The organism is Pedobacter sp. 22226 (assembly GCF_052045455.1).
In the GTDB taxonomy this organism is placed as follows: Bacteria; Bacteroidota; Bacteroidia; order Sphingobacteriales; family Sphingobacteriaceae; genus Pedobacter; species Pedobacter jeongneungensis.
The window spans coordinates 188794-200735 of sequence record NZ_JBQEPB010000004.1; the positions used below are offsets into that span (position 1 = coordinate 188794).

General features: G+C 39.6%; 13 protein-coding genes. All 13 read left to right on the forward strand.

Annotated elements, in window-relative coordinates:
- Window positions 1-25 precede the first annotated feature (25 nt).
- The 13 genes from ACTJKC_RS10365 (at window position 26) to ACTJKC_RS10425 (ending at window position 11942) form a co-directional block, all read left to right on the forward strand.
- Window positions 26-568 (forward strand): NADH-quinone oxidoreductase subunit B, encoded by a 543-nt coding sequence (locus ACTJKC_RS10365; RefSeq protein WP_039472971.1) that lies wholly within the window; start codon window positions 26-28, stop codon window positions 566-568.
- Window positions 568-1068 carry an NADH-quinone oxidoreductase subunit C gene (locus tag ACTJKC_RS10370; RefSeq protein WP_440791668.1) on the forward strand — a complete coding sequence of 167 codons (501 nt, stop codon included), beginning with the start codon at window positions 568-570 and terminating at the stop codon, window positions 1066-1068. The genes ACTJKC_RS10365 and ACTJKC_RS10370 overlap by 1 nt, the downstream gene beginning before the upstream one ends.
- A 3-nt stretch (window positions 1069-1071) precedes the next feature.
- Window positions 1072-2286 (forward strand): NADH-quinone oxidoreductase subunit D, encoded by a 1215-nt coding sequence (locus ACTJKC_RS10375; protein WP_344852140.1) that lies wholly within the window; start codon window positions 1072-1074, stop codon window positions 2284-2286.
- Window positions 2279-2794, forward strand: a complete 516-nt coding sequence (locus tag ACTJKC_RS10380; protein WP_086548873.1) for an NADH-quinone oxidoreductase subunit NuoE family protein — start codon at window positions 2279-2281, stop codon at window positions 2792-2794. Before ACTJKC_RS10375 ends, ACTJKC_RS10380 begins: the two co-directional genes overlap by 8 nt.
- Before the next feature lie 75 nt (window positions 2795-2869).
- Window positions 2870-4237, forward strand: a complete 1368-nt coding sequence (gene nuoF / locus ACTJKC_RS10385) for an NADH-quinone oxidoreductase subunit NuoF (protein WP_440791671.1) — start codon at window positions 2870-2872, stop codon at window positions 4235-4237.
- 196 nt (window positions 4238-4433) lie between these two features.
- Window positions 4434-4973 carry an ORF6N domain-containing protein gene (locus ACTJKC_RS10390; RefSeq protein WP_440791673.1) on the forward strand — a complete coding sequence of 180 codons (540 nt, stop codon included), beginning with the start codon at window positions 4434-4436 and terminating at the stop codon, window positions 4971-4973.
- A gap of 71 nt (window positions 4974-5044) precedes the next feature.
- Window positions 5045-6055: a 2Fe-2S iron-sulfur cluster-binding protein gene (locus tag ACTJKC_RS10395; RefSeq protein WP_025146330.1), complete on the forward strand. Its 1011-nt coding sequence runs from the start codon at window positions 5045-5047 to the stop codon at window positions 6053-6055.
- Window positions 6055-7092, forward strand: a complete 1038-nt coding sequence (gene nuoH, locus ACTJKC_RS10400) for an NADH-quinone oxidoreductase subunit NuoH (RefSeq protein WP_440791675.1) — start codon at window positions 6055-6057, stop codon at window positions 7090-7092. Before ACTJKC_RS10395 ends, nuoH begins: the two co-directional genes overlap by 1 nt.
- Window positions 7093-7094: 2 nt before the next feature.
- Window positions 7095-7598, forward strand: a complete 504-nt coding sequence (locus tag ACTJKC_RS10405) for a NuoI/complex I 23 kDa subunit family protein (RefSeq protein ID WP_344852137.1) — start codon at window positions 7095-7097, stop codon at window positions 7596-7598.
- Window positions 7599-7710: 112 nt separating this feature from the next.
- Complete coding sequence (locus tag ACTJKC_RS10410; protein WP_440791678.1) at window positions 7711-8214, forward strand: NADH-quinone oxidoreductase subunit J family protein; 504 nt, start codon at window positions 7711-7713, stop codon at window positions 8212-8214.
- Window positions 8214-8543: an NADH-quinone oxidoreductase subunit NuoK gene (gene nuoK, locus ACTJKC_RS10415; RefSeq protein WP_025146334.1), complete on the forward strand. Its 330-nt coding sequence runs from the start codon at window positions 8214-8216 to the stop codon at window positions 8541-8543. Before ACTJKC_RS10410 ends, nuoK begins: the two co-directional genes overlap by 1 nt.
- A 13-nt stretch (window positions 8544-8556) precedes the next feature.
- Complete coding sequence (gene nuoL, locus ACTJKC_RS10420; protein WP_440791680.1) at window positions 8557-10458, forward strand: NADH-quinone oxidoreductase subunit L; 1902 nt, start codon at window positions 8557-8559, stop codon at window positions 10456-10458.
- A gap of 20 nt (window positions 10459-10478) precedes the next feature.
- Window positions 10479-11942: a complex I subunit 4 family protein gene (locus ACTJKC_RS10425; RefSeq protein WP_440791682.1), complete on the forward strand. Its 1464-nt coding sequence runs from the start codon at window positions 10479-10481 to the stop codon at window positions 11940-11942.

Here is an 11942-nt window from a genome sequence, read left to right on the forward strand (position 1 = left end):
GGATGAGCATTTTTTGTTTATAAACATGAGTGAAATTAATATAGTTGATGCGCCTCCAGGAACCGAAGGACCTGGCTATTTTGCCACTTCTTTAGATAAAGTGATTGGTTTGGCCCGCTCAAATTCATTATGGCCATTGCCTTTCGCAACGTCTTGTTGCGGAATTGAGTTTATGGCAACCATGGGTTCTCATTACGATTTAGGTCGTTTCGGTGCAGAACGCTTAAGCTTTTCTCCCCGCCAGGCCGATGTTTTAATGGTTATGGGAACTATCGCTAAAAAGATGGCTCCGGTATTAAAACAAGTTTATATCCAGATGGCAGAGCCACGTTGGGTAATGGCGGTTGGTGCCTGCGCAAGTAGCGGTGGTATTTTTGATACTTATTCGGTATTGCAAGGTATTGATGAGGTGATTCCGGTTGATGTTTATGTTCCGGGCTGCCCGCCAAGACCAGAAGCCATTTTAGATGGTTTTCAGCGTATTCAGGATTTAGTGAAAAATGAATCGGGCAGAAGAAGAAATTCTGATTATTACAAAGAACTTTTAGGTCAATACGGCATTAAATAATGGAAGAAACGACGCTAAATAATGATATCCACGTTAAGCTGACTGAAAAGTTTGGCGAAAAAGTTACTGCCGTTTCTGAACCTTATGGTTTGCTAACCATTGTAACTTATAAAGATGTGATCATCAGTGTGCTTTCGCATCTCAAAGAAGAATTAAAATTTAATTTCCTTACTGATATCACCGCTGTTCACTACCCTGGCAAAGATCATGGTATTGCCGTTGTTTATCATCTGCACAACATGGTAGAAAAGGTGAGGATCAGGGTTAAAGTTTTTATTTCTGAACAGAACCCAACTATCCCAACTGCAACAACTGTTTGGAAAGGTGCCAACTGGATGGAACGCGAAACTTACGATCTGTTCGGGGTTAAATTTGAAGGTCACCCGGATTTACGCCGTATTTTAAATATGGATGATTTAGGTGTGCACCCGATGTTGAAACAATATCCATTGGAAGATCCGAACAGGGTAGATAAAAAAGACGAATTTTTTGGAAGGTAAACTATGAATCATAACCATCCGGTATTTACAGATAACGATCCGCAAAGTGAGCTGGTAACCTTAAACTTAGGTCCAACACACCCTGCAACCCACGGCGTTTTTCAAAATGTTCTGCAATTAGATGGCGAGCGTATTGTAAGCGGCGTTTCTACTATTGGGTACATTCACCGCGCTTTCGAAAAGATTGCCGAGCACCGCCCATTTTATCAGATTACACCACTAACCGACCGTTTAAATTATTGCTCATCGCCTATTAATAATATGGGCTGGCACATGACGGTTGAAAAGTTGTTGAATATTAAAATGCCAAAACGTGTCGATTATCTCCGGGTAATCGTAATGGAGCTTTCGCGTATTGCCGATCACATTATCTGTAACACGATTATTGGTCAGGATACCGGAGCAACTACTACTTTCCTTTACCTTTTTCAGTTCCGTGAGCACATTTACGAAATTTTTGAAGAGGTTTGTGGTGCACGTTTAACAACAAATATTGGTCGTATTGGCGGTTTTGAACGAGATTTCAATGATATTGCCTTTGCGAAGATCAATAAGTTTTTAAAAGAATTCCCGGTAGCTTTAAAAGAGTTCGAAAACCTTTTAACACGTAACCGTATTTTTATCGACAGAACGGCTGGAGTTGCAGAAGTAACGAAAGAAACTGCTTTAGAATATAGCTGGACTGGTCCATTATTACGTGCAACAGGGGTTGATTATGATGTTCGTGTAAGCGATCCCTATTCTTCTTATCAGGATTTTGATTTCGAAGTTCCTGTAGGTACAAGTGGTGATATTTACGACAGGTATCTTGTACGTAACGAAGAAATGTGGCAAAGCGTTCGCATTATTGAGCAGGCACTTGAAAAAATAAAATCAGAACCAAAAGGAATTTTCCACGCTGACGTTCCTGAATTTTACCTTCCTCCAAAACAAGAAGTTTACAACAATATGGAAGCATTGATCTATCACTTCAAAATTGTGATGGGTGAGATTGATGCACCAAAAGCAGAAGTTTATCACGCTGTTGAAGGCGGAAATGGTGAATTGGGTTTCTATCTGATTAATGATGGAGGACGTACACCATATCGTTTACACTTCCGCAGACCAAGTTTTATAAACTACCAGATGTTTGCACCAATGAGTGAGGGCATGTTATTGTCTGACGCCATTATCAACATGAGTAGTATGAATATTATTGCAGGAGAATTAGATGCTTAAAGTAGAAGAACAAACACCTGTAGTGTTTTCATCAGAATTGCTGGCCAAATTTGATGAAGTTAAAAGCCGTTACCCTGAAGGCAAGCACAAATCAGCTTTGTTGCCATTATTACACCTGGTACAGGCAGAATACCTTTGGGTCAGTACACCAGCAATGGATAAGGTTGCTGAATATTTAAATATTCAGCCCATTGAAGTTTATGAGGTAGCTACATTTTACACCATGTACTTTTTAAAGCCACAGGGTAAATATGCTTTAGAGGTTTGCCGTACGGGCCCTTGTTGCCTGGTTGGTGCCGAAAAAATATTAAGCCACCTGGAAAACAAGCTGGGGGTTAAAGAAGGTGAAGTTACAGCTGATGGTTTATTCAGCTTTAGAGGAGTTGAATGTTTAGCTGCCTGTGGTTTCGGCCCGGTATTGCAGATTAGCCCTGAATATACTTTCTACGAAAACCTTACCGAAGCAAGTGTAGATAAATTGATTGAAGATTTGAAAAATAAGTCCTAAGTCGAAAGTCTTAAGTCGAGAGTCGTTTTGACTCATGACTATGGACTACAGACTATAGACTCTAGACTAATTAAAATGTCTCGAAAACTGTTACTTGAGCATATAAACGTACCAGGCATCAACACGCTTGAAGTCTATCGCCAAAAAGGCGGGTACCGTGCTGTGGAAAAAGCCCTGAAAACTTTAACACCTGAAGAGATTGTTGAAGAAGTTAAAAAGTCAGGCTTACGCGGTCGCGGGGGTGCGGGTTTCCCAACGGGAATGAAATGGAGCTTTCTGGCCAAACCTGAAGGTGTTGCACGTTATCTGGTGTGTAATGCTGATGAGTCTGAACCAGGGACTTTTAAAGACCGTTATTTAATGACATACATCCCTCACGCTTTAATTGAGGGAATGATTGTTTCGAGTTTTGCTTTAGGAGCAAAGGTTTCTTATATCTATGTGCGTGGCGAAATGATGCCGCAGATCCGCATTTTAGAAAAAGCAATTGCTGAGGCTAAAGCTGCCGGATGGTTAGGCAAAAACATTTTAGGTACCGGTTACGATCTAGAATTATATGTTCAGCCAGGTGGCGGTGCTTATATATGCGGCGAAGAAACTGCATTGTTAGAATCACTTGAAGGTAAAAGAGGTAATCCACGTATTAAACCACCTTTTCCGGCAATTGCTGGTTTATATGGCTGCCCTACGGTAGTAAATAACGTAGAATCGATCGCCGCAGTTGTACCAATTATAAACGATGGCGGCGATGAATATGCAAAAATCGGTATCGGTAGAAGTACAGGTACAAAATTAATATCTGCATCTGGTAATTTAGTAAAACCAGGTGTTTACGAAATCGAATTAGGGTTACCGGTAGAAGAATTTATCTACTCTGACGAATATTGTGGTGGTATTGCCAATGGCAAACGCTTAAAAGCAACAGTTGCAGGTGGATCATCGGTGCCTATTTTGCCTGCTAATTTAACTTTAAAATATGCCAATGGTGAGCCTCGTTTAATGAGTTACGAGTCTTTATCAGAAGGTGGTTTTGCTACTGGTACCATGATGGGGTCAGGTGGTTTTATTGCTTTTGATGAAGATCAGTGTATCGTTAGAAATACCTGGAATTTCACCCGTTTTTATCACCACGAAAGCTGTGGACAGTGTTCACCTTGCCGTGAAGGTACCGGATGGATGGAAAAAGTGTTGCATAAAATCGAACACGGCCATGGTAAAATGGAAGATGTTGATTTATTGTGGGATATCCAACGTAAAATTGAAGGGAATACAATCTGTCCGCTGGGTGATGCAGCAGCCTGGCCTGTAGCCAGTGCCATCCGTCACTTCAGGGATGAATTTGAATGGCACATTAAAGAACCGGTTAAAAGCCAGAGCCAAAATTACGGTATCGCAAATTATGCAACGCCGATTGAAAAAGCTCCGGTAACGGAAGAAAAATAAAAGCGCCTTGGTTCGTGATGCCACGAAACGAAAGCAAGGAATAAAATCCTAAGGTCGCAAATTGCGACCTTAGGATTCATCAAAATTTATAAAAGCGCGTTGGTTCGTGTCGCCACGAAACGAAAGCAAGGAAATAAATCTTAAGGTCACATTTTGTGACCTTAAGAAAGTTTAACTTAACACTAAGAATATGTAAATGAAAGAAGAATTAACATCCGTAATTGTCCCAAACGAAGTAATTATTAATAAAATATATCTTTTCCGGGGAGTTAAGGTGATGTTGGATTCGGATTTGGCAGAACTCTTTGGTGTTGATACTAAACGATTAAAAGAACAGGTTAGAAGAAACATAGAACGCTTCCCGGATCATTTTATGTTCGAATTAACAAAAGAAGAAAACGAAGTTCTAAGGTCACATTTTGTGACCTTAGAACAAGGAAAATACTCAAAGTACCTACCATTTGCATTTAGTGAACATGGTATTTTGCAACTATCAAATGTTTTAAAAAGCAAACAGGCGGTAGAAGTAAGTATTAAAATTATTGATGTATTTGTGCAGCTTAGAACAATGGTTTTAAGTAATACAGAGATCAGGTTAGAAGTAGAAAAGATAAAAAAGAAAGTAGATAATCAGGATAAAAACATTGAAGTGATCTTCAGATATTTTGATGAACTATTGGAGCAGAAAGCACAGCCAAGAAAGCAAATTGGCTACAAAATCTCGAAAGAGAAATAATAAATAAAAAGATTGCTTCTAGCCTCGCAATGACGGTTGAAGTAGAAAAAATAAAAAGAATATCATTAACCATGAGTGAAAAAGTTAAGGTTACGATAGATGGGATAACAGTAGAGGTTGACAATGGAACAACCATTCTGAATGCTGCAAGGCAGATCGGAGGGGATATTGTTCCGCCAGCAATGTGCTATTATTCTAAATTGCAAGGCAGTGGCGGTAAATGCCGTACCTGTATTGTAAAAGTGACTAAAGGTTCGGAAAAAGATCCACGCCCTATGCCAAAATTGGTGGCATCTTGCCGTACCACGGTAATGGACGGGATGGAAGTGCTTAACATTACTTCTCCGGAGGTTTTGGAGGCACGTGCAGGTGTTGTTGAAATTTTGTTGATTAACCACCCTTTAGATTGCCCTGTTTGCGATCAGGCAGGTGAGTGTGATCTTCAGAATTTAGGTTATGAGCATGGCTTGCAAAAAACACGTTATGAGTTTGAGCGCCGTACTTTCGAACGTATCGATATTGGTGATAAGATTCAGTTGCATATGAACCGTTGCATTTTGTGTTACCGTTGTGTTTTCACTGCCGATCAGATTACCAATAAACGTGTTCATGGTATCTTAAACCGTGGCGATCACTCTGAAATTTCAACGTATATTCAACAAGCTGTTGATAATGATTTCTCTGGAAATGTTATCGATGTTTGTCCTGTTGGTGCCTTAACAGATAAAACTTTCCGTTTTAAAAACCGTGTTTGGTTTACCAAACCAGTTGATGCTCACCGCGATTGCGATCACGAAAAATGCAACGGTAAAGTAACCCTTTGGTATAAAGGCGCAGATGTTTTGCGTGTTACAGCACGTAAAGATCAGTTTGGTGAGGTTGAAGAATTTATCTGTAATACCTGCCGCTTTGATAAAAAAGCAACTGCTGATTGGGTAATCGAACACCCAACCCATATTGATGATACTTCGGTAATTGCATCAAACCACTACGAAACATTAAAACCTTTGCATGTAATTCAGCCAAATGAGGCTTTACAGGCTGCAAATGAAATTGAATTACATAAAACAGTTAAATACTAATGGATAGCGCTTTTGTTATAGAAAAATTTATCGTGGTAGCTGTAATTTTCGGCATCAGTTTAGTTATTGCCATGTATTCTACTTATGCAGAACGTAAAGTAGCTGCATATTTACAAGATCGTTTAGGACCAGATAGAGCCGGCCCCTTTGGTATTTTACAGCCTTTGGCCGATGGTGTAAAGATGTTTATGAAGGAAGAAATTATTCCAACTTCATCTAACCGGTTTTTATTTATCGCAGGTCCTGGTTTGGCACTGCTTTGTGCCTGTATTGGTACAGCTGTTATTCCTTGGGGCAGCCCGGTTTTAATTGCAGGTAAAACAGTTTCTTTACAGGTTGCAGATATCAATGTAGGTGTTTTGTACATCTTTGGTGTAGTTTCTTTAGGTGTTTATGGTGTAATGATCGGTGGCTGGGCATCCAATAACAAATATTCTTTGTTAAGTGCCATCCGTGCAGCTTCACAGAATATCAGTTATGAAATTGCGATGGGATTATCGATCATCGCTTTGCTTTTAATGACCAACACTTTAAGCTTAAAGGAAATCGTTGATCAGCAACATGGCTGGAGATGGAATGTATTATATCAGCCACTTGGATTTCTAATCTTTATGGTTTGTTCTTTCGCCGAAACCAACCGTGCGCCATTCGATTTACCGGAATGTGAAACTGAATTAATCGGTGGTTATCATACGGAATATTCGTCAATGAAATTGGGTTTTTACCTGTTTGCGGAATATATCAACATGTTTGTATCCTCAGCAGTAATGGCAGCCTTATATTGGGGCGGTTATAACTATCCTGGGATGGATTACGTTGCGGCACACTTGGGCCCAACCTGGGCACCACTGATAGGTACCGGGGTATTCTTTTTGAAAATTGTAATGTTCATCTTTTTCTTCATGTGGGTACGCTGGACAATCCCTCGTTTCCGTTACGATCAATTGATGAATTTAGGTTGGAAAGGTTTAATCCCTTTGGCCATTGCCAATATTATAATAACAGGTGTTGTGATTGCGATTATTGAGAAGTTTTAATTATGGAATCATTAAGTAATAAGAAAAAAGTACTGGAACAAAAGCCGTTGAGCTTTATGGAACGGATGTACCTGCCGGCAATTGTTAAAGGCATGGGCATTACCATCAGTCACTTATTTAAAAAAGAGGCTACAATAAGATATCCTGAGGTAGAACGCGAATTCTCTACAAACTTTAGGGGTATGCACTCGCTTAAACGCGATGAAAACGGAAAAGAGCGTTGTACTGCCTGCGGTTTGTGCGCCTTATCTTGTCCTGCAGAGGCCATCACCATGATTGCTGCAGAACGTAAGCCTGAAGAAAAAGATTTATACCGCGAAGAAAAATACGCTGCAACATACGAAATCAACATGTTGCGTTGCATTTTCTGTGGATTATGTGAGGAAGCCTGCCCTAAAGAGGCAATTTACCTGGATGGACCGATTGTTCCGGCCGATTATTTACGTAAAGATTTTATTTACGGAAAAGATAAGCTGGTAGAAGCTCCATTAGAAATGAAAAAATAATTAGATCAGTCCGTCATGGCGAGGAACGAAGCAATCCTAATGCGATAGACGTAAAACTAATAAGATTGCTTCGTGCCCCGCAATAAACGGGGAGTATAAAAATAACAAATTAATGAGTACACAAGTATTCTATTTCGTAGCCACATTAAGTATCATCTTTTCGCTGCTGGTGATTTTTGCAAAAAATCCGATCCATAGCGTATTGTACTTAATTCTTACCTTTTTCACTTTCACTGTTCATTATGTGTTGTTAAATGCACAGTTTTTGGCAGTAGTAAACTTTATCGTTTACATGGGGGCAATAATGGTACTCTTCCTTTTTGTACTGATGTTGCTTAACCTGAATAATGAAACTGAGCCAAGTAAATCTCCACTAATTAAAATAGTCGGCTTAATTGCCGGAGGTTGTTTGGTAATAACTTTAATTGGTTCTTTAAAATCGGCCAGCATTAACAGTCCGTTGATTTTGAAAAACCCGGGATTAGGTTTGGTAGAAAATTTAGGTAAAGAGCTTTTTGGGCCATTTTTATTACCATTCGAATTATCATCTCTATTACTATTGGCAGCAATGGTAGGAGCCGTTTTATTATCTAAAAGAGATGAGGTAGAAGCATAATGGAAAATTTATTCACACAAGCAGCAGGCGTTCCGCTAAACCACTACATCTATTTAAGTGCCATTATTTTTTCTATTGGCGTAATTGGTGTACTTACCCGCAGAAATGCCATCGTAATTTTTATGTCGGTTGAGCTGATGCTTAATGCCGTTAATTTACTTTTAACCGCGTTTTCGGTTCACAGCAACGACCCATCAGGACAGGTTTTCGTATTCTTCATTATGGCTTTGGCAGCTGCAGAAGTTGCAGTAGGATTAGCCATCATCGTAATGGTTTACCGCAATACGAAATCGATAGATATTAATGTTTTAAATCGCCTTAAGTGGTAAATATATAATAAGAATGACAATAGAACAATTGATTTGGTTGGTTCCGTTACTTCCTTTTTTAGGGTTTGTAATTAATGGACTAAGCAGAAACTCTTTATCTAAAGGACTTGTTGGCATCATCGGGAGTGGGGTAATCCTGGCTTCCTTTATCATCAGCGTAGTTATTTTCTTTAGTTTACAAGGCGACACACAAAAAGCTCACGAAGTATTTTTATTCGATTGGATCAGTGCAGGTACATTGCACATCCCGTTATCTTTCCTGGTAGATCCTTTAAGTTCGATCATGTTATTGATCATTACCGGAATTGGTTTCCTGATCCATTTATATTCTACCAGTTACATGCACGATGATGCTGGTTTTGGTAAGTTTTTCGCTTACTTGAACTTGTTTGTATTCTTCATGCTATTATTGGTGTTGGGCTCAAACTACATTGTGATGTTTATCGGTTGGGAAGGTGTAGGTTTATGCTCGTACCTGTTAATTGGTTTCTGGTTTACCAACAGTGCTTATGCATCAGCTGCTAAAAAAGCTTTTGTAATGAACCGCATCGGCGATTTAGGCTTTTTATTAGGCGTATTTTTAATCTTCACTACTTTTGGCAGTGTAGAGTTTGCTAAAGTTTTCCCTCAGGCAGCTAACCTGTTACCGGGAAATGATACTTTAGTTTTAATCACCATTTTATTGTTTATCGGTGCCTGCGGTAAATCGGCGCAATTACCATTATTTACCTGGTTACCCGATGCAATGGCCGGACCAACGCCTGTTTCAGCTTTAATTCACGCGGCAACCATGGTAACCGCTGGTATTTATATGATTGCCCGTTCGAGCATATTATTCGATCTTGCGCCACTTACCCAGCACATTATTGCAATTATTGGAGCAGCAACAGCTTTAATTGCTGCAATTATTGCCCTAACCCAAACTGATATTAAAAAAGTTTTGGCTTATTCAACTGTATCTCAATTGGGATATATGTTTTTAGGTCTTGGCGTTGGTGCTTATACAGGTTCATTCTTTCATGTATTAACCCACGCATTCTTTAAAGCATTATTATTCTTAGGAGCAGGTTCGGTTATTCATGCCATGCACCACGAGCAGGATATGCGCCACATGGGTGGATTGAGGAAAAAACTTCCGGTTACTTTCTTAACCATGATGATCGGTACCATTGCCATTGCAGGTTTACCACCATTCTCTGGTTTCTTCTCTAAAGACGAAATTTTGGCTCACGCTTTCCAGGCTAGCCCGATTTTATGGGGAGTTGGAGTATTAACTGCATTCTTAACGGCATTTTATATGTTCAGAATGATGTTTTTAACTTTCTCCGGAAAATACCGCGGCACACACCACGAAGAAAGCCATGTACACGAATCGCCAACAGCGATGACCTTGCCTTTAATTATTTTAGCAGTTCTTGCCGCAATTGGTGGAGCAATCAACTTCCCGCATATTTTTGGCGGAGGCGAGTGGTTGGCTCATTGGTTATCTGGAGCAGGCGTTGCACAACACGAACTGGATTTAAGCCATTCAACGGAATTAGCTTTAATGGCTACTTCGGTGGTTGCTGCTATCATTGCTTTACTTTATGCCTATGGCCGGTATGTAAAAGGGGCACGCGTTCCTGTTGCTGATGAAGCACCACGTTCTGCACTGGCGAAATTATCATACAATAAATTCTACCTGGATGAAATTTACGATTTCATCATCACAAAACCTTTAGATGCATTATCGAAATTCTTTTACAGGATTATCGATAACAAATTTATCGATGGAATTGTGAACGGATTGGGATGGAGCACAAACGAAGCCAGTAAAGGTGTGCGTTTGTTACAAAGTGGAAACGTAGGTTTCTATATATTTATGATGGTATTCGGTATCATCGCATTGCTTGCATATACATTTTATTACATATAAAAAGGGTTCAAAATTAAATAATGGAACAACTTTTACTACTTATATTTCTTCCGCTTGTAGGTGCAATCATTACAGCATTTACTGGTAAGTCGGCTAAAATAGTTTCTACCATATTTTCGGTGGTTTCTTTGGTGTTGACTTTGGTTGTCGCCTGTAATTTCATTCCTAATGCAAATACCCAGTTTGAGGTTAATTTGCCATGGATTGCTGACTTAGGCATCAATTTCCATGCGGGTATCGATGGCATTAGCATGCTTGTGGTACTGCTTACCAATTTATTGGTTCCGATTATCATTTTATCAAGTTACAAACATGATTATAAAAATCCGGCTGCATTTTATGCACTGATTTTGTTCATGCAAACGGGTTTATTATTGGTATTTACTGCTTTAGATGCTTTCTTATTCTACATCGGATGGGAAGCCGCATTAATCCCGATTTACTTTATCTGTGCCATCTGGGGAGGAAAGGACCGGATCCGCATTAACATGAAATTTTTTGTGTACACTATTGCGGGTTCATTATTTATGTTGATGGGTATCATTTACCTGTACCTTCAAAACCCGGCACACAATTTCGATATTCAGGCATTCTACGCTTTAAACCTAGATAGTGCACAACAAGGATGGATTTTCTGGGCATTCCTTATTGCTTTTGCCATCAAAATGCCGATTTTTCCATTCCACACTTGGCAGCCCGATACTTATACAGCAGCTCCTGCACAAGGAACCATGTTGTTATCAGGTATCATGTTGAAAATGGGTATTTATGGCGTAATCAGATGGTTATTGCCAATTGTACCGGCAGGCGTTCATGATTGGGGACAGCTGGCCATCATTTTGTCAATCATTGGTATTGTTTATGCGTCGCTAATTGCTTTTACACAAAAAGATGCCAAACGTTTGGTCGCTTATTCATCCATCGCCCACGTTGGATTAATATCAGCAGGTATTTTTGCGTTTAACCAACAGGGGATGCAAGGTGCAATGGTGCAGATGTTAAGTCACGGTATTAACGTAGTAGGTTTGTTCTTCGTTCTGGATATCATCTTCAGTCGCGTAAAAACAAATAAAATTGAAGAGCTGGGCGGAATTGCCAAAGTAGCGCCTCAACTGGCCATTGCATTCCTGATTATCGTTTTAGGAACTGTGGCTTTACCAGGAACAAACGGATTTATAGGTGAATTCTTATTATTAATGGGCGTTTACAATTACGGTATCTGGGCAGCCGCCATAGCCGGTTTAACCATCATCTTTGGTGCCGTTTACATGTTACGCATGTACCAGAATGTAATGCTTGGCCAAACCAACAGTTTAACCATCACTTTCACCGATATTAGAGGAACGGAAAAATTGGTTCTTTATACCATTTGTGCATTAATTATTGTTATGGGTGTTTATCCGAAACCAATTTTGCACTTAACAGAGGCATCTGTACAACATTTATTAGAACAGGTAAATCAAAAATTAAACACAGTAAATTAA